Genomic DNA, 25,239 nt, shown 5'->3' with positions numbered 1-25,239 from the left:
TCTGTCTCCGCCGGCGGTCTTCGTCGCACGTTCGATATAAGGGGAGGGGTCGCGGGTTATGCCGCGACCCCTGGGGAGGCTTAAGAGGACTTATTTGAAGGCTTCGACTTCGCCGGCAGCCTTTTTGAGTGCGGCCTCCGGCTCGGCTTTGCCCGTCACGACGGACTGGATCATCTCGATCATCGAGTTCTGGAAGCCCTTGTAGTCGGTGAAGAGGGGCTCGGGACCACCATAGTCGATGCCTTCGATCAAAGGCTTCCAATTGGGATCCTTGGCGACGAACTCGTCGACCTTTGCAGAGGGGCGGAGGGGCGTGAGGCCGGCGCCGCCCTGCAGCTCATATTCGGACTGAACATCAGGGGAGGTGATGAACTTGGCGAACTCCGTCGCCTTGTCCTCGACGCCCGAGCCCTTGAAGATCGCCAGGCTGTCGGTGATCAGCAGCGTGCCGGGACCCTTGGCATCGGGACCGAGCGGCAGCGTCGTGATGCCCCAGCTGATCTGCGTCTTCTTCAGACGGTCGGCGGCACCCGAGCCGGCCTGGATCATCGCCACCTTGCCGTCGAGGAAGATGGCGCGGACTTCGTTCTGCTCATAGGCCGTCGGGCCTTCTTCGGAGTAGGGGACGATATCCTTATAGGCTTTCAGCGCGGCGAGAATCTGCGGGCTGTCGAGCGTGACCTTGCCGTCTGCACCGATCACACTGCCGTTGTTGGTGTAAACCCAATGCATGAACTGGTGCATGGTATTGTCGAAGGTTTTGGCGGAGAGGCCGTAGCCCGGAATGCCGGTCTTTTCCTTGATGGTCTTTGCCATCTCGATTTCTTCAGCCCAAGTCTTCGGCGGCTTCTCGGGGTCGAGGCCGGCCTGCTTGAAGAGATCCTTGTTCCAGTAAAGCGCCTTGGTGGAGAAGGCGATCGGAACGCCCCACTGGTTGCCCTCGAAGGTCACCGTGTCGACGATGTGGGGATAGTAGGTCTTCTTCTCGTCATCGGTCATCGGCACCGGAACGATAAGATCGTTCTGCGCGAATTCCTTCAGCGTGCGCGACCCGACATAGGCCATGGCGACCGGGGTGCCGGCGGCAGCGAGCGTCGTCGCCTTGTCCTGGCACTGCGCCCATCCGACGACCTCGGGGGCGACCTTCCAGCCGGTGTTCTTTTCTTCCCACTGCTTGATGTATTTGATGTGGACCGGGTCGATCGTGTCGCCGCAATAGATCCAGCTGATTTCCTTGTCGGCTGCATGGGCAGTGACCGCGGTCATTGCCGTCGAACCGAGCAAGGCGAGCGCCATAAGGCCTGTCCTGATTGATATACTCACGTCGTGACTCCCGTTCTTGTGTTAGCTGTTCACTCGTTTTTTGGTCTTATTGTTTCACCGCACCGGCGGTCAGCCCGCCGACAAGGTAGCGCTGAAGGAAGAAGATGACGAGCATCGCCGGCGCGATGCCGACGAAGGAAGCCGCCATCAGTTCGTTCCAGATGACCTCCTGCTTACCGAAGTAGGCAAAGAGGCCCACCGGCAGGGGCATGTATTCGGTCTTCGAGTTGAAGGTCAGCGCGAAGATGAATTGCTGGGCATAGGCACCGATGAAGGTGGTTATGGCGACGACGATGATCCCCGGCATCGCAATCGGCAGGATGACGCGGCGAAGCGTGTAGAAATGGCTGGCGCCATCCATATAGGCCGCTTCGTTGAGTTCCTGCGGGATACGGATCATGTAGGTGCGCAGCAGCCAGATCGCTGATGGGATCAGGAAGGCGACGCCGGGCACGATCATGGCGAGATAGGTGTTGAGCACACCCATGCTGCGCATCAGCCGGAAAAGCGGGATCAACAGCACGGCGCCGGAGAACATGTTCACCGTCAGGAACGCGCCGAGCAGGATCCCCATGCCCTTGAATTCGAATTTCGCGAAGGCATAGGCCGCCGGAATGACGAGGCAGAGCACGATCAGCGTGACGATGATCGAGATGAAGAACGAGTTGAAGATATAACGCCCGAAGCCCGGCACGCTGATCCACATCGTCCGGTAAGCCTCGAAGGAACCGTTCTCCGGCCAGAAGCGGTAGGGAGAGGAGAAGAGCTGGCTGAGCGGCTTCAGCGACACCATGAAGCCTTCGAAGAAGGGCGCCAGCACGAAGAAAAGAAACAGCGCGATGCCGCAATAGATCAGGATGATTTCCCACCAGCGGTAACGGTCGATCATGGCGGCATTGCTCATGCGCGCTTCTCCGGATTGAGGCGGCGGGTAACGCGGAAATAGGCAAAGCAGAAGAGCGACAGGAAGATGCAGATCAACACGGCGCGCGCTGCCCCTTCACCGTATTTCTTCGAGCCGATGGCGGTCTGATAGGTATCGATGATCATCGTCGTCGTCTCGCCGCTCGGTCCGCCCTGCGTCAGGATCCAGATGATGTCGAACGAATTGAAGGTAGCGATCAGCGACAGCATCGACATGGTGATGATCGCCGGAACCATCAGCGGCAGGGTGATGCGGCGGAAGCGGTACCAGCGGCCGGCGCCGTCGGTCCAGGCGGCCTCATAGAGATCCTTCGGAATCGATTGGATCGCCGCCAGGAAATAAATCGTCACCAGCGGCACGCCGATCCACACGTCGGTGATGATCGTTGCCCAGAAGGCCGTGCTTCCATAAGCGAGGAAGGCGACCGGACCGTCGACCAGCCCGAAGCGCTGCAAAACGCCGGATATCATCCCGAACTGGCCATTATACATCCAGCCCCACATGAAGATGCCGATCGCCATCGGCACGATCCATGGCGGCATGGTCAGCAGCCGGAACAGAGAACGGCCGGGCACGGCGGCATTGAGCATGGTTGCGCCGAAGGTGCCGATCAGCATTTTCAGCGCGACCGAGAAGAACGTCCAGATGAAGGTGCGGACGATGACCTCGGCAAAGGTGCCGTTGAAGATCTTCTGGTAATTGACCCAGCCGACCCAGTTGGTGGTCTTCTTCAGCGACGCATCGGTGAAGGAGAGAATGAAGGTATCGACCAGGGGATAGGCGACGATGGCGAGAACATAGAGAACAGCCGGAAGGAGAAGGATCCAGGCAAAGATGAAGGCGCTTCTTTGGACACTCATCTTGCCGCCTTCCTCAAGCCGCTCTTGCGTGAAGGGCCTCGTCGAAGCGGTCCCAGACGGGGCGCAGGTCGACGACCGTTTTCTTCATCCTCGCTTCGTCCATCGCTAAGGCGAGGATGCCGGCTTCAAGCGCATTCAGTGTGGAAACGGGGAGTTCGAGCCCGGTGCGCACACTTTCCAGCAGGTCGCTCGCCATCTGCTCGTCGGCGCCGTAATGCTGGGAGAGCTCCGTGGCGGCATATTTGTTTTCGACCACCTTGTTGCCGGTCAGTTGCTCGTGCACGTCGAGATAACCGCGGACGAAATCGCCTTCGGCCATGCCGCGCGAGCCCATGATGGCGAAGCGGCGGAACTGGTCGGGCACGTTCAGATTGGTGTGGAAGTTCATGCCGACGCCATTTTCATATTCGACGATCGCCACCTGATAGTCGATAATATCGGCATCGCTGTCGAAGACCTTGTCCGATCCCATCCAGCCGCTCGGCTTGCGGTGGAAAAGCTCGAGGTCGTTGATGCCTTCGCGCGCCGGGTCATTGGCCGGAATGAAGCTCTTGCGGCCGCCGAAACTGGCCACGCGCTCGGGCCGTGCGCCGACGACACCATTATAAAGGTCGAGGTCGTGGCAGCATTTCTCCAGCATGAAGCTGCCGGAATAGCGCTCATAGCGGCGCCAGTCGCGCATGAAGAAGGCGCCGTGATAGGGCTCGATATGTTCGGAGGCTTCGATCGACACGATCTGGCCGAGTTTGCCCTCGGCCTGGATGGCGCGGAGATCCTTATAGAGTGGAGAGTAGCGCAGCACCAGACCGACCATCAGCCGCTCATGGCCGAATTTCGCCATCAGATGCGCAAGCTCGATGCTCTCGGCAATGGTCGTGACGATCGGCTTTTCGCAGAAGACCTTGAGGCCGGCCTGAAGTCCGAGCCTGATATGATCGAGATGCAGGTGATTAGGGGAGCCGATCATCAGCAGATCGAGCTTTTCGGAAGCGAGAAGCTCTTCCGGCGACCCATAGGCCTTGCCGACTGAAACGCCCTTTTCCGTCAATCCGGGAAGTCCGGCAGGCTCCGGATCCACATAGCCGACAATGTCGAAGCTGCTATCGATTGCCTTGAAAACATAGCCGAGATAGCCGAGCCGGAATCCGAGCCCGATGATTCCCACTTTCATGCCGATCAAGTTCCCATTTAGTAATTCATTTTCTTCAAGTTGGGACAAAAATCGGGAGGCGTCAATAGAAAACGGGGCTCGAAGCTTGAGCATGAAATTTATTTTCATAGATCGATAGGCGGCGGTCGATTGCCGGGAGCGACCGGCCGGACGCGGATTGCCGAATGGAATAGCGGGCACCGCTTGAAGCAACGGCATCTGCCGCCGCCGGCGGCCAGCGCTACGGCCAACACACGCGGGACTCGCGAAATGGTGAAAAGACACGTGAGGTTACGTGTGTAGGATGCTGGGAGACCCGAAGGCAAGGAGGAGCCATCATGACCCGCATGACAGCCAAGGATTTCCCGCAGGAACTTCTCGAACTCTACGATTATTACGCGCACGGGAAGATTACAAAACGCGAATTTCTCGACCGAGCCGGCAAGTTCGCCGTCGGCGGGCTGACCGCAGCCGCCATTCTTTCGTCGCTGAGCCCTGACTATGCGCTGGCGACCCAGGTCGAGTTCACCGATCCAGACATATCAGCCGAATACATCACCTATCCCTCGCCCAAGGGAAATGGAGATGTCCGCGCCTATCTCGTCCGCCCTAAAAATGCCGCCGGCAAAGTTGCGGCCGTGGTGGTCGTTCACGAAAACAGGGGCCTGAACCCCTACATCGAGGATGTGGCGCGGCGCGTGGCAAAAGCAGGGTTCATCGCGTTGGCGCCGGATGGACTGACCTCGGTCGGAGGTTATCCCGGCAACGACGAGAAGGGGCGGGACCTGCAGCAGAAGGTCGACCCGGAAAAGCTGATGAACGACTTCTTCGCAGCGGTCGAATTTCTGATGCAGAGCGACCTCACCACCGGCAAGGTCGGCATCACCGGCTTCTGCTACGGCGGCGGCGTCGCCAATGCTGCGGCAGTGGCCTATCCCGAACTTGCCGCAGCCGTGCCGTTTTACGGCAGACAGCCGCGCGCCGAGGACGTGCCGAAGATCAAGGCCCCGCTGCTTCTCCACTATGCCGGTTTGGACAAGGGCATCAACGAAGGCTGGCCGGCCTATGAAGCGGCGCTGAAATCGTCGCAAAAAACCTACGAAGCCTATGTCTACCCCGACGTCAATCACGGCTTCCACAATGATTCCACGCCGCGCTACGACGAAGCGGCCGCCAAGCTCGCCTGGCAGCGAACGGTCGACTGGTTCACGAAATACCTCGCCTGAGAGGGCCGCGGACTGAACGATTTGCGGTGGGGAGCCATTCCCCGCCGCTATCCATGACGTGGCTTGTCAAGGCGACTGGCGGTCTGCAACCAGGCTCCAGAAGAGATCGTCGCCGGACAGGTCTTCGAAATCGGCAAGCTTGCGAAGTTGCAGGAAAGCAGCGCCTGAGACATTCCGATTTCCCCAGCGCAAGCAGTCCAGGAACTTGACTTCACGTTCATGCACACTCATCGGCGCTTCGAGCGATCCCTTGGCATGCAGCCGAGACTTGTTCAAAACGCGCCCATCGCGCGTCGTGACCGTGACGATGTGCGGGAGGCGCTCGACGCCTCTTTCCTCTTCGGCCGAATAGGACTGCATTTCGATGCACGGCATGAACTCCCGGATTTCCAGCCGTTCGATCGCCTGCCGCGTAAAATCCGAAAGGCTGAGAGATCCCTTGAGGAAAGCTGTCGCCAGGCAATATTGCATCGAGAAGCGGGCCTGCATCTCGTCGGCGGGCTCGGGATAAGCCAGGTTGCGGACAGCGGATATGCCGACTTTCGTCTCGATCCCGGCAATATCATCAGCCAAAAGCCCGTGCTCCTGCTTCAGATCCAGAAGCGCGTCGATGGCGCGATGGGTCGAGGCGCAGCAGGGATGACGCTTGGTCACCACGCCCCGGCTTTCGATGATATGCTCGTCCGTAAATGCCAGGCCCTCCCAACCCCTGGCATCATCGCCCCCGAAAAGATCGCGGAAGCCTTGCGGCCGTTCGAGGATATCCGGCCGCCCGCTCAGGCCCGCCAGCGCCATGCGCACCGCATCCACGGCATTGCGCGCGGCAATGCCGGCATGAAGCGGTTTGGCGCTGGTGCCGAATTGGCCTTTCGGGCCGCAGGCAAAACTCGTCGCCAGGCTCATCGCTGCGGCCAGGCGCTCTTCATCGGCGCTGAGAAGCCGTGCCACGCCAGCCGCCGCCCCGATGCTGCCAACCGTCGCCGTCGCGTGCCAGCCCCTGTTGTAGTGAGAGGGATTGACGCCGAAGCCGACCGCCGCTTGTGCTTCCAGCCCGGCCAGGTAGGCCTCGAGAAACCGTCTCCCGCTGGTCACCTTGCGGCTCGTCAGAACCGCCAGCAGCGCCGGCACCAGCACCGCTGAGGCATGCGCCCTGGCCGGATGGAAATTGTCATCGAAATCGAGCGCATGCGCCGCCGTTGCGTTGATGAGTGCGGCGAGCGAGGGCGAGGCGGAGCCGCCGGTGACGAGCCGTGCTTGGCCGCCGCCGGCGATTTCCCCGTCGTAAGCGCGGGTGAGCGCGGCCACGCTTTCATCGTTCCTGCCGGCAATCATGCAGCCGATGGTGTCCACCACGGCATCTCTTGCCCGCTCCATGGCGAGGTTTGAGAACGTCGTGCGCGACAGGACCTGTTCGGCGATCTTGCGGAGAGTGCTGGCCATTGACGAAAGTCTTTCCGTGAGTTTGGTTCTCAGCGGAAAATGTTCAACTTTCCGCAGGTCCGCAATCTTATGCGGTTTGCGGGTAGGGCTATCCGTATGGGAGATAGAATGGCGCGAGACACGAGTGCGGCGATCGGCCTGAAGCATATCGAGGCCTATGACGCCATCGCCGCGACCGGCTCGACGATCGCTGCCTCAGTCGAGCTTGGGATCTCGCAATCGAATGCCAGCCGTTTATTGCAGCAATTGGAAGACTATCTCGGCGTCCGGCTTTTCGAACGGGAGAAGAACCGGCTTCAACCGACCCGCGAGGGACTGCAGCTCGGCCCGGAAATCCGCGCCATCTCCGACCGGCTACGCGCCTTGAAAACGGCGGCGATGGAGCTCGAGAGCGGTCGATCGCGCGAGATTATGCTGCGGCTCGCCTTTCCCGCCAGCCTTTCCGCAACACGCATTCCGAAGCTGGTAAAGAATTTTCTTACAGCCAATGGTCCGATGCGCGTCGAAGTCGCGTCCGGCAGCTATCTCGCCATCGAACGGATGGTGGCCGACGGCGAGGCCGATCTCGGTTTCGCGCGTCTGCCGCTGATGAGCCCGGGATTGAAACAGGAGAAGATCCTGTCGTCGCGGATCATTTGCGCCGTGCACAACGATCATTCCAAGGCCGGCAGCCGGCACTTGTCGGTCGGCGACCTCAAGGGGCAGGATCTGATCATGCTGAACCGGGAGCGACCGGTTCGCCACGAGCTGGAGGCGTTGTTCTACAAGGCCGGCATCCGTCAACGCCCCCTGCTCGAGGCGCATTCGGTGGCGAGTGCCTGCGCGCTGGCAGCACAAGGGCTCGGCATTGCGCTGGTTGGGGAGATCATCGCCCGCGAATATGCGACGCTGCCGCTGCGGTTCATTCCGCTCGATCCGGAACTGCCGCTTGCCTATGCGCTGATCAGCGGAGAGAAATTTCCGATGCCCAAGGCCGCCAGCCTCTTTCTTCAAAGCATTTCGGACTGGGCATGATGACAGTGCTGGAACCATCCCAGGGGATCGCGAACGCATGAATATCAAGCAACTGGAAGTCCTGCGCACGCTTCTGGCGACGGGGTCGACGATTGCCACGGCAAAGACGATGGGGCTTAGCCAGTCCGGCGTCAGCCGCCTCCTCCAGCAGCTCGAGGCGGACCTTTCGATGTCGCTTTTCGTGCGCGACAAAGGCCGTCTCATCCCCACCCCCGAGGCCCTGCTTCTTGCCCGCGATGCCGAGAACATCTTGCTCGCGGTCGATCGGATGTCGGGCCACGCGGAGGACTTAAGAAGCGGCGCCGCTGGCCCGGAGATCGTCCGCATCGGCCTGCCGAGCAGCATGTGGGAGCATTTCGCGCCGGCGATGCTGGCCGATTACATCAGCGATTTCCCCGGTGTGCGGATCGAAACCTTTTTCGAGACGACGACGGCGATCAACAAGCTCGTCGAGCAGAGGGTGATCGATTTCGGCTTTCTACGCATGGAGGGCGAGAGCGGACCGGGCATCGAGGTCGAGCGCGTCGCCACCGGCGAAAGCGTCTGCGTCGTTCCAAAGGATCATCCTCTTGCGAGGCTGGAGGAAATCACGGTCCGGAATTTGCGCGACGTTCCTCTCATTCTGATTGGCCGCCAACGGCCGAACCGCATGGCGCTCGACCAGACCTTCCGGCGGGCCGGCATCAAGCAGATCGTCAAGATCGAGACGCACACCAACAGCTCCGCCTGTTCCTACGTCGCCCATGGCCTCGGGGTCACGATCATCAGCAGCTTTTATGCGAATCTCTATCGCCACCTGCCGGTGGTTCACCGTCCCTTCGTGCCACGCGCGACCCAGGAATTCGGATTGGCGAGGGCGGTCGGGACGCCACTCTCAATTGCCGCTCACGCTCTGAGCGATGCCTTGAAGCGGCAGATTCAGCTTTCACAAAAAGACATTTGAAATAAAATACTTAGCCCTATGCTTTACGCAAAGGCAGCCGCTTTGGTTGCGGCCGTATTCCGCATAGACTTATGACGGAATCGCATAATATTGCGGATATTTCTTCATTCGATCATAGTCTGCAGCAACGAAACCGATGGCGCCGGGCACTCACCGTCGCCCATCGCGGGGAACAAAAATGCTGAAATTCATTCTGAACCGCCTGCTGATGGCCTTGCCGACGATCGTCCTCGTTTCGGTGACCGTCTTCACGCTGATCCGCTTCATACCCGGCGATCCGGCGGCACTGATGCTGGGTGATATGGCCGAGCCGGATCAGATCGCGGCGATGCGCTCCGAACTCGGCCTGGACAAATCGCTGCCGCAACAGTTCCTGATCTGGACCGCCGATGTCGTCCAGGGTGACTTCGGCCGCTCGATCGTCAACGGCGAGGCGGTTCTGCCGCTCGTTGCCTCGCGTTTTCTGGTCAGCGCCGAAATCGTCGTCATCGCCGTGCTTCTGGCGAGCCTCATCGCCGTGCCGGCCGGCGTCATCGCCGCGTGGCGGCAAAACAGTCTGACGGACCTGGCGCTGGTCGGCACGGCCACAATCCTGCTGTCGATCCCGACATTCTGGCTCGGACTGCTGCTCCTGCTGTTCTTCGGCTTGAAACTCGGCTGGCTACCGGTCCTCGGCTATGTCTCGATCGGCAGCAACGTTACCGGCGGCCTGCTCTACCTCGTGCTGCCGATCATGACCCTGGTCATCCATGAGATGGGTGTGCTGATCCGCATGGCACGCGCCTCGACGCTGGAAGTGCTGCGTCTCGATTATATCACCCACGCGCGGGCCAAGGGCCTTTCCGAAAGCGCCGTCCTCTGGCGGCACGCCTTCAAGAACGCCTTCGGCCCGACCTGGACGGTCATCGGTCTGATCCTCGGCAATCTGCTTGGCGGCATTGCCGTCATCGAGACGGTCTTCACCATTCCGGGGCTCGGGCGGCTGATGGTCGACAGCGTTTTTGCCCGCGATTACCCCGTCATCCAGGGCTGCCTGCTGTTCGTCTCGCTTTCCTATGTGCTGGTCAATTTGGTCGTCGACCTGCTCTATCCCTTGTTCGATCCGCGGGTGGTCGCCGAATGAAAAACGTCACGTTCAACGGCTTCATCGGCAGCGTCCTGATTGCCGCATTGCTCGCCTCAGCTGCGATCGGTCTTTTCTGGACCCCCTATGATCCGATGAAGCTCGGCTTCACGGCGCGGCTGGCGGCGCCAAGCAGCGCCCACTGGCTCGGAACCGACGAATTCGGCCGCGACGTCCTCAGCCGCCTGATCGTCGGCGCCCGGGCGAGCGTCTGGATCGGCACCTTGACGGTCACATTCGCGACGGTCTGCGGCACGCTGATCGGTCTCGTCAGCGGCTACGCCCGCGGTTGGATCGATGCAGTCATCATGGCCGTCAACAATGCGCTTCTCGCCTTTCCGGGCATCCTTCTGGCGCTTGGATTGCTCGCCGTCTTCGGCGCCAACCAATATGGCATCATCTTCGCGCTGGGCATTGCCTATTCTCCCTCCATGGCCCGCGTTGTCCGGGGTGCCGTCCTGTCGCTGCGCGAGCGGGAGTTCATCGAGGCTTCGAAGGTGATGGGCAATGGCACGCTCTACACCATGTTCCGCCATATCCTCCCCAATTGCATCGCCCCGATCACCGTGCTTGCGACCTCGATGTTCGGCTGGGCGATCCTATCGGAAAGCGCGCTCAGCTTTCTCGGTCTCGGCGTTCCGCCACCGGCGCCGACCTGGGGCAACATGCTGGCTGCCGGGCGCCCCTTCATCGAGCAGGCTGTTTGGCTGGGTCTGTTCCCGGGCCTGGCGATCGCCTTGACGCTCCTCGGCATCAATCTTCTGGGCGACGCTCTTCGGGACAAACTCGATCCGCGGATGAGGGGGCTGAAATGACCAATGAAACGCTTTTGAATGTCCGCGACCTGTCGCTTCAAGTCGCCGGGACCGGTGTGCAGGTCGTTAAGAACGTCAGCTTCGATATTGCGCCAGGCGAGATCTTCGGCATCGTCGGAGAAAGCGGATCGGGCAAGACGCTGGCAACCCGCGCCCTGATCTCGCTGCTGCCGGCACCCATCAAAGTGATCGGCGGCTCCGTCGCTTACAAGGGACGCGACGTGCTTTCCATGAGCGGCGCGCAATTGCGCCAATTGCGTGGTGCGGAAATCGGTGTCGTCTTCCAGGAGCCGATGACTTCGCTCAATCCCTCGATGACCGTCGGCCGCCAACTCGAAGAAGGGTTGCAGCTGCATACGAAATTTTCGCAGGAAGAACGGCGCAGCCGGATCCTCGACATGCTGAACCGGGTCGGGATCCGCGATCCGGCCGGGGCGCTCACGTCCTACCCGCATGAATTCTCGGGCGGCATGCGCCAGCGCATCATGCTGGCATCGGTGATGCTGCTGAAACCGGCGCTCTTGATCGCCGACGAGCCGACGACCGCGCTCGACGCGGTGATCCAGCGCGACGTCATGGAATTGATGGTGGAACTGACACAGGCGGAAGGCACCGCCGTGCTGCTGATCAGTCACGATCTGCCGATGGTAGCCCGTTACACGAACCGCATCGTCGTCATGGAAAAGGGCGTGATCGTCGAAGAAGGACGCACCGCCGATCTGCTCGACGCACCGCAGCGTGCCTATACGAAGAAACTGCTTTCCTCCCTGCCGTTCCGTGGGCAGACGCGAACGATCGACAAGACCAAGGCGCCTATGGTTTCGGCGCGGGATATCGTCGTCGACTATGCAGGCCGGCGGTCGCTGATGAAGAAGGCAACGCCAAAGCGGGCGCTGCATGGCGTCAGCATCGATATCCACGAGGGCGAAGTCGTGGCGCTGGTCGGCGGTTCCGGGTCCGGCAAGACCACGCTCGGCCGCACCATTGCCGGACTGGTCCGGGAGAGCGAAGGCGATATCCGGTTCAAGGGACGCAGCCGCGACGACGACTGGATGGACTATCGGTTGAATTGCCAGATGGTTTTTCAGGATCCCTATTCCTCGCTCGATCCGCGCATGACCATCGTCGCACTTGTGGAAGAAGCGCTGCGGCTCGTTCCCGATCTCGACGCTGCGGCAAAGCGCAAGCGCGCCCTGGAGACGCTTGAAGAAGTCGGGCTTGGGGCCGACTACGCCGAGCGCTACCCGCATGAGCTTTCCGGCGGCCAGCGTCAGCGCGTGGCGATTGCCCGGGCCATCGCGCGTCGGCCGAAATTCCTGATCGCCGACGAACCGGTATCGGCGCTTGACGTGACGGTCCGGGCGCAAGTGCTCGAACTCCTGTCCGATCTGCAAAAACGCTACGGCTTTTCCTGCCTGTTCATCAGCCATGATCTCGGCGTGGTCGAACAGGTGGCCGATCGCGTCGTCGTCATGCAGGACGGCCGGATCATCGAGGAAGGCGACCGCGATACGATTTTCGACAGCCCGAAGGAGGCCTATACGCAAAGGCTTCTCTCGGCCATCCCCGCTCTGGACCACAATGCTCAGGGCGGCGTGACCCTCAAATGGCGCCTGGAGAACTGATATGACGACGATGAGTGAATCCGCACTGCTTGCGGAGCGATTGAACGCGATCTGCGATGCCCAGCCGTTCGTAACGCGCTTCATGGTGCGTGCGCTTGGCAGCGGCGAAACGATCGGCAGGGGCGCGGACGAGGAAACCCCTTCCGCCAGCACCCGAAAGACCTCGATCATGATGGCGGCCTTGAAGGCCGCCCATGAGGGCCGCCTGGATCTCGACGAACGGATCACCTACGAAAAGCGTTTCGCCGAGGAAGTGGCGAGCGGGATGTTCCGCTATCTCAGCCCCGGTATAGTCATATCGCTGCGCGACGCCATCACCGGCATGATGGTGCTGAGCGACAATGTCTGCACCAAGATGGTCTTCGAAAGACTGACGCTCGAAGAAGTCGATGGTTATTGCAAGTCGATCGGCATGACCGGCACCAACCATCGCTTCCTCATCCCGCCCTTGGCGCTGTCGCCCGATCATTCATTGAAGGCCGTCACGACGACGACGGCGCGGGATCAGGTCTATCTGCTGCAAACCATCCTCGATGCGCAGGATTCGCTGGAAGCCGCGGACCGGCTCGGCTGCTCGCAGGCGCTCAGCGCCTATGCGCTTCAAACCCTGAAGAACCAGATCCTGCGCTATGCCATTCCCTCCCGGCTGCCGTTCGGTGTGCTCGTCGCCCATAAGGGCGGCACGGGAAAGCGCGGCCGGATGAATGCCGGTATCGTCTACCGCGACGCTTCCCCCTTCTACATCATCGCCGCCTATACCGACGACGTACCGCAGGAAATGCCGGACGGCACCCCCGGCTACACCGTCGCGCTTGAAACCATCGGCAGGCTTTCACGCGCCTGCTGGGATCAACTCCAATCCTGACGAACCATAAAAGAGGGTAGAACAATGCATAAGCTTCTTCTTGCAGGCACCATGTTGATGGCGGTAACCGGCGCGGTCGACGCCCGCGACATCGTCGTGGCTCAAAGCTCCGATCTGCGCAGCAACAATCCGGGCGTCAATCGCGACGGCAATACCGATGGCGTCATCCTGCATATCGTCGAAGGGCTCGTCGGCTATGCCAACAACGGCGAGGTCAAGCCGCTGCTCGCAAAGAGCTTCGAAGTCTCGGCGGACGGGCTGACCTACAGCTTCAAATTGCGTGACGGCGTCAAATTCCACAACGGCAAGACGTTGACCGCCGATGACGTCGTGTGGAATTGGAGCCGCTATCTCAAGCCCGAAACGAAATGGACCTGCCTTCCCGATTTCGACGGCAGCGGCACCGTGCATGTTACCGCGGTCAAGGCAGCCGATGCTTCCACAGTCACCATCACGCTGGAAAAGCCATCGGCGGTTTTCCTTGGCCTGCTGTCGCGCCCCGAATGCGGCTACACCGGGATGATCTCGCCGGAATCGGTCGGCGCGGACGGAAGCTTCATTAAGCCGATCGGCACCGGACCCTTCAAATGGGATGAATGGAAGAAGGGCGAATATATCCATCTCGCCAAGTTCGACGATTATGTCTCGCCGGAGAATGACGGCAAGCCCGACGGCATGGTCGGCTCCAAGCGCCCGCTCGTCGATGGCATCAAGTTCATGGTCATTCCCGATGCTTCGACCGTCAAGGCCGGCCTCCAGTCCGGCGTGCTCGATACCGCGGAGATTTCGCCGGATCTCATTCCCGAATTCAAAACAAGCGACACGATGCAACTGATCGTGGCTCGCAACAACGGCAAAAACCTGTTCTACATCCAGACGCGCGACAAGGTTCTGAGCAATCCCGGCGTGCGCCGCGCCATGGCGATGACACTCGATCTCGACCAGCTCGTCGAGGCCGCCTCCAATGGCACCGGCGCCGCCAACGGTTCGATGGTTTCGCAAGACTCGCTCTATTTCGACGATGTCCAGAAGACACGTCTGCCCTACGACGTCGAGGCCGCCAAGAAGGAACTGGCGGCAGCCGGCTATAAGGGCGAGCCGATTACCATCATCGCCAACAAGCGCAGCAACGTGCCAAGCTTCCCGGCGGCGGTGATGGCGCAGGCGATGATGCAGCAGGCAGGTCTCAATGTGCAGATCGAGGTGCTCGACTATGCGACGCAGGTCGATCGTCGCCGCTCCGGCAACTACCAGATCATCTCGCAATCGGTCGCGCCGCGGCTCGATCCGGCGCTGATGTACGGTTTCTATGTCGGCAACAAGGACAAGAACGCTTCCTTGATGTGGGATGACCCAAAGGCAGTCGAGTTGATGAAGGCGGCCTACGCGGAGGCCGACCAGACGAAGCGTCAGGCGATTTTCGACGAGTTTCACACGCTGATGCTCAAGGATATGCCGGGCATCTTCCTCTATGACATGGTCGACGTCTGGGGCGCGACCAAGAAGCTGAAGGGTCAGCCCGTCTGGCAGTCGAATGCCCGTCTTTGGGAAGTTTCGCTCGACAATTGAGCCTGAACTGCCGCGCCCGGATGGTTCGGGCGCAGCCATCCAGCTTCGACAATCAACAGGAGATCCGGCAGGCAGTTCTGCCGGGTCCGGTGCAACACGTCCCTGTGGCGGCAGGACAGACAGCGAGGAAATGCCATGAATCTTGACGCGATCAGCTCCATTGCCGCGACGATCGAAAAGATGAAGCCGGATTATATCGCGCTCAGCGACAGTATCTGGGATTTCGCGGAACTGAAATTCGAGGAGCGGCGCTCGTCGCAATTGCTGGCAAGGACACTCGAGCAAAACGGCTTTGCCGTGCGCTGCGGCGTCGCAGACATGGAAACGGCCTTCATCGGCGAATCAGGCAGCGGCAAGCCGGTGATTGCTTTCCTCGGCGAATTCGATGCCCTGGCCGGAATGAGCCAGACCGCCGACGTCGCCGAGCCTTGTCCTGAGGCGGCGGGAGCGACCGGCCACGGCTGCGGGCACAATCTGCTTGGCGTCGGATCGCTGATGGCGGCGGTTGCGCTTGCCCGCCATCTCAAGGAGAACAAGCTGCCCGGGACGGTGCGTTATTACGGCTGCCCGGGAGAGGAGGGCGGTTCCGGCAAGACCTTCATGGTTCGCGCCGGCGCATTCGACGACGTCGATGCCGCCCTGACCTGGCATCCGGCTCCGTTCAACGGGGTTCGCTCGACGAACAATCTTGCCGTCCTCGAATATTACTATCGCTTCAGGGGTGTGGCGGCCCATGCTGCCAACAGCGCCCATCTCGGCCGCTCGGCGCTCGATGCGGTCGAACTGATGAATGTCGGGGTCAATTTCCTGCGTGAACACATGCCGCAGGATTGTCGCGTTCACTACGCGATCACCGACACCGGCGGCAGGGCCGCCAATGTCGTGCAGGCCAGCGCCGAGGTTCTCTATCTGATCAGGGCGCCTGACATGCCGCAGGCGCTCGAGCTCGCCGGGCGCGTCGAGAAAGTTGCGCGCGGTGCCGCGATGATGACCGAAACCAAGGTGGAGATTGTGTTCGACACCGCCTCGACGAACCTTCTTCCCAACATCACGCTGGAAACGGCAATGCACGAAAACATGGTCGCGCTCGGGCCGATCGCCTTCGATGAGGCCGACATCGCCTTCGCCAGGAAAATCCAGGCTACCTTCACTGAGGAAGCGATCAGCAGCAGCATCCGTCTCTATCAGATCAAGGGCGATGTGTTCTCCAATGCCAAGGTCGATGGCTCGGCGCCCTTGCACACCGGTCTGCGCGATTTCGAAGGACAATCGCATTTCCGGGCCGGATCGACCGATGTCGGCGACGTCAGCTGGGTGACGCCGACTGCGCAATGCTGGGCGCCAGCCTGGGCGATCGGCACCAATCCCCATACCTGGCAGGTCGTCGCGCAGGGAAAAAGCCCGGTCGCGCACAAAGCCATGGTGCATGCGGCCAAGACGCTGGCGACAACGGGTCTCGCCTTGATGTCGTCATCCGACCTCCTGGCAGCCGCGACGGCCGAGTGGCGGGAAAAGACCAGCGGCAAAGCTTATATATGCCCGATCCCCGACAATGTGATGCCCGCAACGGTTCACAACCGGTAGTTCCCGTCTCCTTCTGCCGTGACAGCGACCTGCATCGTGCCCGCTTGCAGCACCCCATGAAAAAGCACTAAGGGTATGGAAGTCGAAATCGCGGAACTGAGGCATTCACCGCTTTCGAACCTCCAACACGTCGGAAAAGGCAAAGATGACAAGCTCCGAATGGCGGGTGGGAGTGCTGTTTTCCAGAAGCGGAATTAGCGAAGTCACGGAAACAGAGCACTTTCTTGGCACCGCACTTGCGATCGAGGAAGTCAATGCGGCGGGCGGCGTGCTTGGCAAACCCATCGTTCCGATCGCCTATGATCCGGGCGGAGACCAGACCGCCTATCGCAATCTGGCGCGGCGCCTGCTGGCCGACGACGACGTCAACATCATTTTCGGCGCGTCGATGTCAGCCAGCCGAAAGGCCGTGCTGCCGATTGTCGAGCGGCACAACGGACTGCTGTTTTATCCGTCGATGTATGAAGGTTTCGAGTATTCGGAGAATGTGGTCTATACCGGCGCCACTCTCAATCAGAATACGTTCGCGCTCGCAGAATACCTGCTCCGCAATCATGGACGCCGGATCCTCTTCGTCGGCGCGGATTATATTTATCCGCGCGAATCCAATCGGGTCATGCGGGATGTGCTCGAGGCAAAGGGCGGTGAAGTCGTCAGCGAACGATATCTTCCTCTTCATGCCGACGAGCAAACGCTGCGTTCGGTTATTTCCGATATCGTTCGTCTCGAGCCTGATGCCATCTTCTCGACGATCGTCGGGCGGCCGGCGCAGCGGTTCTACCGCATGTATGCCGAGGCGGGGATCGATCGCAAGCGGGTTCCGATTGCCAGCCTGACCATGGCCGAGAGTGAGATTCGCGAGATCGGAGCCGACGCTTGCACCGGCCATATTCTTTCGGCGACCTATTTCCAGACGGTCGAGAACGAGGCGAATGAGCGCTTCGTAGCGGCGTTCAAAGCCCGCTTCGGCCAGGACTTCACCACCAGCGTATGGTCGCAGCCGGCCTATGCACAGGTTCACCTTTTCGCCCGCGCGCTTGCCCGGGCCGGCTCGCTCGAGACCCATCGCATTTCCGAGGAAATTCTCCTGGAGGATTTTTCTGCTCCGGAAGGGCGGATCAATTTCGACGCCGATACCCGACATCTCTGGCTGCATCCCCGCATCGGCGTGGCGCGGGCCGACGGGCTTTTCGACATTGCCTGGCAGGCGCCTGGACCGATCCGGCCGGACCCCTATCTGACGGCTTCGCGGTTCGAAGACGTCTGGTTGGAGGCCTGAGATGGCGGGACCGAACCGGATCGTTCAGGATCTGCGGCGCGCACGCGTTCTGGTTGTTCATCCACGCGACGAGGACGGCAACTTGCTGATCGCCCACCTCAAGCGCCTTGGCTGCGAGGTTCGCGCGACCTGGCCGCTTCCGCCTGCTTTGCCGCCCGACATCGACACCGTCTTCCTGCATGTCGAGGATGTCCATGTCGAGCACGCGCTCGAGATTATCGACCTGCAGCAGACGGCGATCATCGCCATCCTGACCTATGAAAGCCCGACAGCACTCCAGGCGATCATCGATCTCAACGCCCACGGCGTTATCAGCAAACCGCTGCGGCCGCTCGGCATCCTGACGCAATTTGCGCTTGCACGCTATCGGCATAGTTACGAAAAACGGCTCGCCGGAAAGGTGCAGAAACTCGAGGAAACCTTGAAAAGTCGCCGGCTTGTGGAAAAAGCCGTCTCGGCGCTGCGGGTCATGAATGGTCTCGACGAGGCGGCGGCCTATAAGCTCTTGCGCGATCAGGCGACGTCAAAGCGCGTTCCGATGGCGACGATCGCCGAATCCGTCATTGCCGCGCAGGACACGATGAAAAGCCTTGGACTGTCCATCGGCGCAAAACCTCATATTTAAACCCTGCGTTGTCTCTGCGCGCCTCGTGAAAATACCCGATAGAGCGGCTTGACGGTCGCATTCTTTCGTGCAAGCCTACAGATAACGAGCAGGTTTGCTCAGCGGCAGGGCTGCCGCATTCACATCATGGCTATGTAGCCTCTGGTTCACGGATTGAATTCCGTGCCAGAGGTTTTTTGCGTTTGGAGACGAGATTGAGCATCAAGACCTCAACCGCACGGATGGCAACCGTCGCAACCGTCCAGTTCGAACCGATCGTCGGTGATCGCGCCCATAACCTCGCGGCCATCGAGCGGCTGGCGAGGGCAGCGAAGGCCAAGGGCGCGGAGATCGTCGTTCTGCCGGAACTGGCCGACAGCGGCTATAGCTTCCGTGACGGCGACGAGGTTGCCGCATTGGCGGGCCCGGTACCCGGCGGCCCGAGTGCCGAGACGCTTTGCCGCCTTGCCGGGGAGCTTGGCCTTTACATCGTTAGCGGCGTTGCCGAGCAGGATGGCGACCGGTTTTATAACAGCGCTCTCCTCTGTGGTCCCGACGGATATATCGGCAAATACCGCAAGCTCCATCTGTGGAATAACGAAAACCGTCTCTTCAAAAAAGGTGATATCGGGCTGCCGGTATTTGACCTGCCCTTCGGCCGTATCGGCATCGCCATCTGCTACGACGGCTGGTTTCCGGAAACATTTCGCCAGTTGGCGCTGGCCGGCGCGGAACTGGTCTGCGTGCCCACCAACTGGGTACCGATGGCCGGCGCAGAAAGCGTAGCGGAGCCGATGGCCAATATCCTGCACAAGGCGGCCGCCCACACCAACGGCCTTTACATCGCCTGCGCCGACCGGATCGGCGTCGAGCGCGGCCAGTCCTTCATCGGCCGCAGCCTTATCGTCGGCCCGCAAGGCTGGCCCATCTCCGGTCCGGCCAGTGCCGATCGCGAGGAAATCCTCCTTGCACAAATCGATCTGTCGAGCGTCACCGAGACCCGTACGCTCAACAGCTTCAATCATCTGCTCGGCGACCGCCGAGCCGATGTCTACGGATAACATCGACCCAACTCAAGAAAGGGGAACAAAATGCAAATGAGAACCATAATCCTGACACTGGCATCTGTGGCATTCGCCACCGCAGCTTTCGCCGAGGATCCAATCAAAATCGGCGTGCCGGTCGGGCTTTCGGGCGCAAACAGCGTGGTCGCGCCGTCCGTCGTCCAAGCTGCCGAACTCGCCGTTGAAGAAATCAATGCCAAAGGCGGCGTGCTCGGGCGCCCGTTGGAGCTTGAGATCGCCGACGATGCCTCCGGGGCGGCCGGCGCGCAAAAGGCCTTCGATTCCCTGGTTTTCCAGAAGGAGGTGAACGTCGTCATCTCCATGGAAACCAGTGCTGCGCGCAATGCCGGATTGCCGATCATTTCCAAGGGTGACGTGCCGTATATCTACACGTCTTTCTACGAAGGCAAATCCTGCAACGCCAAGCTTTTCGTCGATGCCTGGGTTCCGGAACAGCAGGTGCCGCCGGTCGTCGACAATTTCATCAGCAAGCAGGGCGCCAAGAAGTTCTTCCTGATCGGTTCGGATTATTCTTTCGGACGCGGCATGCTGACCTTCGCCAAGGGCTATATCGAAAAGTCCGGCGGGAAGGTCGTTGGCGAGGAATATCTGCCGATGGACGGCAGCGACTGGACGGCCATCATCTCCAAGGTCCGCTCCTCCGGCGCCGACGCCATCATTACCTCGACGGCCGGCGGCGCACCGAACGTGACCTTGACCAAGCAGTTGCGCTCGTCCGGCGTCACCCTGCCTTACGGCAATCTCGCGGTCGACGAAGGCACCGCCAAGAGCATGGGCGCGGATGCCAAGGACATCTTCCTCTCCGCATCCTACGTCACCGGCATCGACAGCCCGGAAAACAAGGCTTTTCTCTCGGCCATGGAAAAGAAGTTCGGCAAGGAACTGCGCACGCCGAACGATCTTTCCGTGCCGCAATATGAGGCGATCTACCTTTACAAGGCAGCCGTTGAGAAGGCCGGCAGCACTGATACGGCTGATGTGCTCAAAGCCCTTCCTGACGTTTCCTTCACCGGCCCGCGCGGCAAGATCTCGATGAACAAGCAGCACCATGCGCCGCTGACGATGTATCTTGGCCAAGTGAAGGACGACGGCAGCGTTGCAGTGGTCGATAGCTTCAAAGACGTCGATCCTGGCGATCAGTGCCCGAATCTCTGAAACCAGCGGGGCGGGGCAGGGTGCCCCGCTCCAGCATCGGAGTTCTAGAAATGACCCTCTTTCTCGATATCGTCAGCACTGCGGCCATTCTCTTCATCGTTGCCGCCGGGCTGCTTGCGATCTTCGGCGTGCTGAAGATCATCAATTTCGCCCACGGCGCATGGCTGACCATCGGGGCTTACTGCGCTGTCGTCGTCAGCGGGTTCGGCCTTAATCCGTGGCTTGCCATTCCCTTCGCGTTCCTGGTCGGAGCGATCCTCGGCGGTGTTGCCGAACGGTTCATCGTGCGGCCTCTCTATCGCCGGCCGCTCGACGCCATTCTTGCAACCTGGGGCCTTGGCATCGTCATCGGCCAGTTGATCACGCTCTGGTTCGGCCGCGACGTGCAGTTCACGCCGGTCCTGCTGCCCGGCACCTTCGATCTCTTTGGCACCGGCTACTCGGCCTACCGCCTTTTCGCCATTGCCGCGGCCATCGGTTTGGGCCTCGGCTTCACCTTGCTGCTCGATGGGACAAGGCTTGGTCTTTCCGCCCGCGCGGTCATCATGAACGAAACACTGGCGCGCGGGCTCGGTATCGACACCGAAAAGGTGCGGCTGGCGACCTTCATGATCGGCACCGGCCTTGCCGCGCTTGCAGGCGTGCTGCTCGCGCCGCTAACCAGCGTCGATCCCACTATGGGCGTCACCTGGCTGACCGGCGCCTTCATGCTGGTGATGGTCGCGGGCTCTTCTTTTGGCGCGCTTGCGGTCGCCTGCCTGATCTTCGGGGCCGCTCAGGTGCTCGTCAGCATCTATTTCAGTCCAATCCTCGGCGGCATCACCGTGGCCGTCCTCTGCGCGATCACACTGCGCATACGTCCGAAAGGATTTGCCCGTGCCTAATCGATCGAAACTCCGGCTTGTCCTGCTTCTGGCGCTGGCGCTCGCCGCTCTCCTGCTGATCGTCTTCGGACCGATGTTTCTCGGCCGCTTCAGCCTCAACGTCCTGACGCGTTCGATGATCTACGCCATGCTGGCGATCACCGTCGACTTGCTCTGGGGCTATACGGGCGTTCTCACCTTCGGGCAGGCGGCATTTTTTGGCGTCGGCGCCTATGCCACCGCCATGGTTCTCACCCATATCGGCGCAAGTCCGGCGCTTTTCGTCGTCGCTCTTGCCGCCGCCATCTTCATTCCGCTCGCCCTTGGCCTCGCCGTCGGCTGGCTGGCGTTCTATCACGGATCGACACCACTCTATGCCACGGTGATCTCGCTCGTTGTGCCGATCGTCGTCACGCAGCTGGTCTTTTCGGGCGGCACCTGGACCGGGTCCTCGAGCGGCCTCGTCGGTTACGACACTCTGCCGCTCGGGCTTCCCGGCTATTTCCGCCTGTCGGGCGCCTGCCTGCTGGCTTTGGCTATTGTTGCGATCGTCTTCGTCCGGTCGGACGCCGGCCGTCTGCTCGTCGCAATCCGCGACAATGAAGCCCGCGTCGCCTATTTGGGCATGAACCCCGCCCGGTTGAAAATCGTCGTGACGGGCGTTCTTGCCGGCGTATGCGGCCTTGCGGGCTTCCTCTACGCCAACGCCTCCGGTGTCGTCGCACCCGAAAACACCGGTTTCGTTTTCGGAACCGAACTCGTGGTCTGGACGGCACTCGGTGGCCGGGGAACGGTTATCGGGCCCTTGTTCGGCGCAATCGGTATCGACTATCTGAGCGCCAGTCTTTCGGGCGATCTGCCCTTCCTGTGGCAGTTGATCGTCGGTGCACTCTTCGTCGTCATGATCATCCTTTTGCCGGGCGGCCTCGCCTCCCTGGTGACGCGGTTCCTGCAGTCGGCAAACGCCGACAGCACTCTAAAGTCCTTGCCGACGCGCATCGTCACCAGGGATGATGGGTTGGCAGGCAAAAGCCTTCTGTCGATCCGTGGTCTCGGCAAGTCCTATGGCAGCCTCTCCGTCCTCAAGGGCATCGACCTTGAAATCGGCGCCGGAGAACTCGTCAGCTTGGTCGGCCCCAACGGCGCCGGCAAGACCACGCTGATGCGCTGTCTGTCGGACGGTACCGAGCAGATCGAAGGGCAAGTGGATATCATCGGCACGAATATCGCCGGCCGTGCACCCGAACGGATCGTCGCCCTCGGCGTCGGCCGGAAATTCCAGGTCGCCAGCATCTTCGACAGCATGACCATCGGCGAATGCCTGAAGATGGCGCGTCTCAGCCGCGAGATACCCAACCCGATGCGATCACCCGCCGAGATCAAGCTGCCGCCAGCGGCTGCCGAGATCCTGACGCTCACCGGCATGGCCAGCATGCTGGACAGGCCGGTGTCGCTGCTGTCGCATGGTCAAAGGCAGGCTCTCGAACTGGCGATGGTCGTCGCTCTGGAACCACGCATCATTCTGCTCGACGAACCGACCGCGGGTCTCACCAAGACCGAGCGCATGACCATCGGCACCATCCTCAAGAAACTGACGGACGAGATGGGTTTTGCCGCCATCCTTGTCGAACACGATCTGGATTTCGTGCGCGACATATCGAGCCGCATCGTGGTTCTCCACCAGGGCAAGCTCGTTCTCGACGGCACGGTGAATGACGTGGTCAATTCCGAAATGGTTCGCACCATCTATGCAGGAGGCGCCCATGGCTGACGTGTTCAAACTCAAGCTCAGCGGCGTGTCGAGCGGATATGGCGCGGTCGATGTCGTCAATGGCGTATCGCTCGCCATCCGGCCCGGCGAGATTTTCGCCCTCATGGGCAAGAATGGCATGGGCAAAACGACGCTGCTGAAGACGATCCTCGGCTTCCTGCGTGTCGGCAGGGGCGAGATCGAGGTCGATGGTGCCCCTATCATCGACAGGAAACCCGCAGAGCTGATCTCTTCCGGGATAGGCTATGCGCCCCAGGAATTGCCGTTGTTTCAGGATCTCTCCATCCGCGACAATCTGCGCCTGGCGCTGAAGGGCGATGGGGATCTGGCATCCGCGCTGGAGCGGGTCTACGGCTATTTTCCGTTCCTCAAGAACCGGTTAACCCAGAAGGCCGGCACGCTTTCGGGCGGGGAGCAGAAAATGCTGATCCTGGCACGGGCGCTGATGCTGCGGCCAAAGCTGCTGCTGATCGACGAAATCTCCGAAGGCCTGCAGCCTTCCGTCGTCCAGAACATCGCCAAGGCGTTGAGGGACGACCGTGAGCAACGCGGCACAACCATCCTGCTGGTCGAACAGAACCTGGATTTCGCCCTTTCGGTGGCGGATCGCTGGGCCATTCTCAAACTTGGAGCGATCGAAGAGGAAAGCCCCAATGATCCAGACAGCCGCGACCGTGTCCTGCAGCATTTGAAGATCTAGGGAGCGTTACGTGCAGGACCGGTGGAATGCATTCATGCCCTATCCGGACGCGGATGTCGGTCGCGCGCCCACCGGTCCGCTCTCCAGCCTTCGCCTGGCGGTAAAGGACCTCTTCGACGTTGCCGGCTATCCGACTGCGGCCGGCAATCCCGCCGTGCTCGCTGCCTCCGGCATCAAGACAGCGACAGCGCCCTTGGTCCAGACGCTCTTGGATACCGGCGCCTGTTTCGTCGGCAAAACCAATACCGATGAACTCGCCTATTCCCTGATCGGCGGCAACATCCATTTTGGCATGCCAATCAATCCACGCGATCCCACCCTCATTCCCGGCGGATCGTCGTCGGGCTCAGCCGTCGCGGTTGCCGCTGGCCTCGCGGATCTCGGCCTCGGAACAGACACGTCCGGCTCCATCCGGCTGCCCGCCGCCATCAACGGCCTGATCGGCTGGCGGCCGACACATGGAAGCCTCGACAACAGGGCACTGCGTCCGCTGGCGCCAAGCTTCGATGTGCCGGGTTTCATGACGAGAAGCCTGGAACCCATGGCCGCGGTGATGAGCGCCGTCGGCATGCCCGCGGCACATGACCGGCCATCATCTATTCTCATTCCCGAAGATATCTTCGAAACCATCGATGGTGCGATCGCCGATGAGATGATCGCCAGCCTTCGATCTTCGGCCATGCCTATCCGCAAGATCGATTCTATCGCCTCATTCAGCCTCGCGGATCTTGCTGTCGCGTTTATCACCATCCTCCAAAGGGAAGCCTGGACAAGCAACAAAACGCTCTTCGAGCGGAGTCCTGATGCCATTGCTCCCGATATCGCCGCGCGTCTTCGATCAGGATCTCGCCTGGACGATGAGGAGGTGCGCGCGGCATACAGGATCCGAAAGCTACTTTCCGCGGAGATTGACCGGTTACTCTGCGAAAATGTGGTTGTCGCTCTTCCGACATTGGCCATGAGCCCGCCAACGCGCGATGCCCAGCCGGAAAGCTTCGCCGCATTTCGTTCCGCCTGCATCAAGCTTCTGTGTCTCTCAGGCCTTAGCGGCTGCCCGCAGCTGGCTTTTCCAGCTGCCAGTTGCGCGGGGAACGTTTCGCTTTCCTTGCTCGGCGCGCAGAGCACCGACAGAATGCTTATGAATGTGGCCGGGCGACTAAGACCAGATTGAAATCCGGGATCAACAGGGAACGGCACGCCTTGCTTGCCGGCTCGCGGACTAAACGGAATCCCGGCGGCAACACCATCGTATGATCGATCGAAAAGCCCTTCTGTGTTTCTATCGGCAAGCCTATTATCGCGAAAGCCGCTGTGAGCACC

At 60.8% G+C, this 25,239-nt stretch carries 22 protein-coding genes; 17 read left to right on the top strand and 5 right to left on the bottom strand.

Going from position 1 to position 25,239, the window contains the following annotated elements; translation table 11 throughout:
* Window positions 1-90: 90 nt before the first annotated feature.
* From RCCGE510_RS05415 to RCCGE510_RS05400, 4 genes are all read right to left on the bottom strand, one after another.
* Window positions 91-1,296, bottom strand: coding sequence for an extracellular solute-binding protein (locus RCCGE510_RS05415; RefSeq protein ID WP_037077838.1), 1,206 nt, complete (start codon window positions 1,294-1,296; stop codon window positions 91-93).
* 73 nt (window positions 1,297-1,369) lie between these two features.
* Window positions 1,370-2,227, bottom strand: coding sequence for a carbohydrate ABC transporter permease (locus tag RCCGE510_RS05410; protein ID WP_007627907.1), 858 nt, complete (start codon window positions 2,225-2,227; stop codon window positions 1,370-1,372).
* Complete coding sequence (locus RCCGE510_RS05405) at window positions 2,224-3,108, bottom strand: sugar ABC transporter permease (RefSeq protein ID WP_007627906.1); 885 nt, start codon at window positions 3,106-3,108, stop codon at window positions 2,224-2,226. Before RCCGE510_RS05405 ends, RCCGE510_RS05410 begins: the two co-directional genes overlap by 4 nt.
* A gap of 13 nt (window positions 3,109-3,121) precedes the next feature.
* Window positions 3,122-4,279 (bottom strand): Gfo/Idh/MocA family oxidoreductase, encoded by a 1,158-nt coding sequence (locus tag RCCGE510_RS05400; RefSeq protein WP_007627905.1) that lies wholly within the window; start codon window positions 4,277-4,279, stop codon window positions 3,122-3,124.
* A gap of 317 nt (window positions 4,280-4,596) precedes the next feature.
* On the opposite strand from RCCGE510_RS05400, the gene yghX reads away from it, so the two are divergent.
* Window positions 4,597-5,484, top strand: coding sequence for a YghX family hydrolase (gene yghX, locus RCCGE510_RS05395; protein WP_007627904.1), 888 nt, complete (start codon window positions 4,597-4,599; stop codon window positions 5,482-5,484).
* A gap of 66 nt (window positions 5,485-5,550) precedes the next feature.
* On the opposite strand, the gene RCCGE510_RS05390 is transcribed toward yghX, so the two are convergent.
* A complete protein-coding gene (locus tag RCCGE510_RS05390) occupies window positions 5,551-6,924 on the bottom strand; it encodes an MmgE/PrpD family protein (protein WP_007627902.1) in 1,374 nt (457 codons plus the stop codon).
* 39 nt (window positions 6,925-6,963) lie between these two features.
* Between RCCGE510_RS05390 and RCCGE510_RS05385 the strand changes: the two genes are divergently transcribed.
* The 16 genes from RCCGE510_RS05385 (at window position 6,964) to RCCGE510_RS05310 (ending at window position 25,090) form a co-directional block, all read left to right on the top strand.
* The gene (locus RCCGE510_RS05385) at window positions 6,964-7,938 is read left to right on the top strand and encodes a LysR family transcriptional regulator (RefSeq protein WP_192815277.1); all 975 of its coding nucleotides are present in this window, start codon (window positions 6,964-6,966) and stop codon (window positions 7,936-7,938) included.
* Between the two features lie 37 nt (window positions 7,939-7,975).
* The gene (locus RCCGE510_RS05380) at window positions 7,976-8,881 is read left to right on the top strand and encodes a LysR family transcriptional regulator (RefSeq protein ID WP_007627898.1); all 906 of its coding nucleotides are present in this window, start codon (window positions 7,976-7,978) and stop codon (window positions 8,879-8,881) included.
* A gap of 178 nt (window positions 8,882-9,059) precedes the next feature.
* Window positions 9,060-10,004 (top strand): ABC transporter permease, encoded by a 945-nt coding sequence (locus RCCGE510_RS05375; protein WP_007627896.1) that lies wholly within the window; start codon window positions 9,060-9,062, stop codon window positions 10,002-10,004.
* The gene (locus tag RCCGE510_RS05370; protein WP_007627893.1) at window positions 10,001-10,819 is read left to right on the top strand and encodes an ABC transporter permease; all 819 of its coding nucleotides are present in this window, start codon (window positions 10,001-10,003) and stop codon (window positions 10,817-10,819) included. The genes RCCGE510_RS05375 and RCCGE510_RS05370 overlap by 4 nt, the downstream gene beginning before the upstream one ends.
* The gene (locus RCCGE510_RS05365; RefSeq protein ID WP_007627891.1) at window positions 10,816-12,444 is read left to right on the top strand and encodes an ABC transporter ATP-binding protein; all 1,629 of its coding nucleotides are present in this window, start codon (window positions 10,816-10,818) and stop codon (window positions 12,442-12,444) included. The genes RCCGE510_RS05370 and RCCGE510_RS05365 overlap by 4 nt, the downstream gene beginning before the upstream one ends.
* A 1-nt stretch (window position 12,445) precedes the next feature.
* Entirely contained in the window at window positions 12,446-13,309 is an 864-nt protein-coding gene (locus RCCGE510_RS05360) for a serine hydrolase (RefSeq protein ID WP_007627890.1), read from the top strand.
* Window positions 13,310-13,333: 24 nt separating this feature from the next.
* The gene (locus RCCGE510_RS05355) at window positions 13,334-14,878 is read left to right on the top strand and encodes an ABC transporter substrate-binding protein (RefSeq protein WP_007627889.1); all 1,545 of its coding nucleotides are present in this window, start codon (window positions 13,334-13,336) and stop codon (window positions 14,876-14,878) included.
* 135 nt (window positions 14,879-15,013) lie between these two features.
* Window positions 15,014-16,462: a M20 family metallopeptidase gene (locus tag RCCGE510_RS05350; RefSeq protein ID WP_007627888.1), complete on the top strand. Its 1,449-nt coding sequence runs from the start codon at window positions 15,014-15,016 to the stop codon at window positions 16,460-16,462.
* A 145-nt stretch (window positions 16,463-16,607) separates the two neighbouring features.
* Window positions 16,608-17,741 carry a transporter substrate-binding domain-containing protein gene (locus RCCGE510_RS05345; RefSeq protein WP_007627887.1) on the top strand — a complete coding sequence of 378 codons (1,134 nt, stop codon included), beginning with the start codon at window positions 16,608-16,610 and terminating at the stop codon, window positions 17,739-17,741.
* 1 nt (window position 17,742) lies between these two features.
* A complete protein-coding gene (locus RCCGE510_RS05340; RefSeq protein WP_007627886.1) occupies window positions 17,743-18,366 on the top strand; it encodes an ANTAR domain-containing protein in 624 nt (207 codons plus the stop codon).
* 194 nt (window positions 18,367-18,560) lie between these two features.
* A complete protein-coding gene (locus tag RCCGE510_RS05335) occupies window positions 18,561-19,406 on the top strand; it encodes a nitrilase family protein (protein WP_007627884.1) in 846 nt (281 codons plus the stop codon).
* A gap of 30 nt (window positions 19,407-19,436) precedes the next feature.
* On the top strand, window positions 19,437-20,585 hold the full coding sequence (locus tag RCCGE510_RS05330) for a substrate-binding protein (protein WP_037077833.1): 1,149 nt from the start codon (window positions 19,437-19,439) through the stop codon (window positions 20,583-20,585).
* 50 nt (window positions 20,586-20,635) lie between these two features.
* A complete protein-coding gene (locus tag RCCGE510_RS05325) occupies window positions 20,636-21,469 on the top strand; it encodes a branched-chain amino acid ABC transporter permease (RefSeq protein WP_007627880.1) in 834 nt (277 codons plus the stop codon).
* Window positions 21,456-23,219, top strand: a complete 1,764-nt coding sequence (locus tag RCCGE510_RS05320) for an ATP-binding cassette domain-containing protein (protein WP_037077831.1) — start codon at window positions 21,456-21,458, stop codon at window positions 23,217-23,219. Before RCCGE510_RS05325 ends, RCCGE510_RS05320 begins: the two co-directional genes overlap by 14 nt.
* Window positions 23,212-23,919 carry an ABC transporter ATP-binding protein gene (locus RCCGE510_RS05315; protein WP_007627878.1) on the top strand — a complete coding sequence of 236 codons (708 nt, stop codon included), beginning with the start codon at window positions 23,212-23,214 and terminating at the stop codon, window positions 23,917-23,919. Before RCCGE510_RS05320 ends, RCCGE510_RS05315 begins: the two co-directional genes overlap by 8 nt.
* A gap of 10 nt (window positions 23,920-23,929) precedes the next feature.
* The gene (locus tag RCCGE510_RS05310; protein ID WP_037077829.1) at window positions 23,930-25,090 is read left to right on the top strand and encodes an amidase family protein; all 1,161 of its coding nucleotides are present in this window, start codon (window positions 23,930-23,932) and stop codon (window positions 25,088-25,090) included.
* Window positions 25,091-25,239: the final 149 nt, after the last annotated feature.

Origin of the sequence: Rhizobium sp. CCGE 510, from assembly GCF_000292525.1 — a bacterium.
Taxonomy (GTDB): Bacteria; Pseudomonadota; Alphaproteobacteria; order Rhizobiales; family Rhizobiaceae; genus Rhizobium.
Note: the sequence above shows the minus strand (reverse complement) of the source record. Positions and strands in the feature narration are given on the sequence as shown.

What these genes read in the sequence shown, in the direction of transcription:
- RCCGE510_RS05415 (WP_037077838.1), bottom strand. Translation starts at nt 1,296, where the DNA reads ATGGCGCTCGCCTTGCTCGGTTCGACGGCAATGACCGCGGTCACTGCC.
- RCCGE510_RS05410 (WP_007627907.1), bottom strand. Translation starts at nt 2,227, where the DNA reads ATGAGCAATGCCGCCATGATCGACCGTTACCGCTGGTGGGAAATCATC.
- RCCGE510_RS05405 (WP_007627906.1), bottom strand. Translation starts at nt 3,108, where the DNA reads ATGAGTGTCCAAAGAAGCGCCTTCATCTTTGCCTGGATCCTTCTCCTT.
- RCCGE510_RS05400 (WP_007627905.1), bottom strand. Translation starts at nt 4,279, where the DNA reads ATGAAAGTGGGAATCATCGGGCTCGGATTCCGGCTCGGCTATCTCGGC.
- yghX (WP_007627904.1), top strand. Translation starts at nt 4,597, where the DNA reads ATGACCCGCATGACAGCCAAGGATTTCCCGCAGGAACTTCTCGAACTC.
- RCCGE510_RS05390 (WP_007627902.1), bottom strand. Translation starts at nt 6,924, where the DNA reads ATGGCCAGCACTCTCCGCAAGATCGCCGAACAGGTCCTGTCGCGCACG.
- RCCGE510_RS05385 (WP_192815277.1), top strand. Translation starts at nt 6,964, where the DNA reads ATGTTCAACTTTCCGCAGGTCCGCAATCTTATGCGGTTTGCGGGTAGG.
- RCCGE510_RS05380 (WP_007627898.1), top strand. Translation starts at nt 7,976, where the DNA reads ATGAATATCAAGCAACTGGAAGTCCTGCGCACGCTTCTGGCGACGGGG.
- RCCGE510_RS05375 (WP_007627896.1), top strand. Translation starts at nt 9,060, where the DNA reads ATGCTGAAATTCATTCTGAACCGCCTGCTGATGGCCTTGCCGACGATC.
- RCCGE510_RS05370 (WP_007627893.1), top strand. Translation starts at nt 10,001, where the DNA reads ATGAAAAACGTCACGTTCAACGGCTTCATCGGCAGCGTCCTGATTGCC.
- RCCGE510_RS05365 (WP_007627891.1), top strand. Translation starts at nt 10,816, where the DNA reads ATGACCAATGAAACGCTTTTGAATGTCCGCGACCTGTCGCTTCAAGTC.
- RCCGE510_RS05360 (WP_007627890.1), top strand. Translation starts at nt 12,446, where the DNA reads ATGACGACGATGAGTGAATCCGCACTGCTTGCGGAGCGATTGAACGCG.
- RCCGE510_RS05355 (WP_007627889.1), top strand. Translation starts at nt 13,334, where the DNA reads ATGCATAAGCTTCTTCTTGCAGGCACCATGTTGATGGCGGTAACCGGC.
- RCCGE510_RS05350 (WP_007627888.1), top strand. Translation starts at nt 15,014, where the DNA reads ATGAATCTTGACGCGATCAGCTCCATTGCCGCGACGATCGAAAAGATG.
- RCCGE510_RS05345 (WP_007627887.1), top strand. Translation starts at nt 16,608, where the DNA reads ATGACAAGCTCCGAATGGCGGGTGGGAGTGCTGTTTTCCAGAAGCGGA.
- RCCGE510_RS05340 (WP_007627886.1), top strand. Translation starts at nt 17,743, where the DNA reads ATGGCGGGACCGAACCGGATCGTTCAGGATCTGCGGCGCGCACGCGTT.
- RCCGE510_RS05330 (WP_037077833.1), top strand. Translation starts at nt 19,437, where the DNA reads ATGCAAATGAGAACCATAATCCTGACACTGGCATCTGTGGCATTCGCC.
- RCCGE510_RS05325 (WP_007627880.1), top strand. Translation starts at nt 20,636, where the DNA reads ATGACCCTCTTTCTCGATATCGTCAGCACTGCGGCCATTCTCTTCATC.
- RCCGE510_RS05315 (WP_007627878.1), top strand. Translation starts at nt 23,212, where the DNA reads ATGGCTGACGTGTTCAAACTCAAGCTCAGCGGCGTGTCGAGCGGATAT.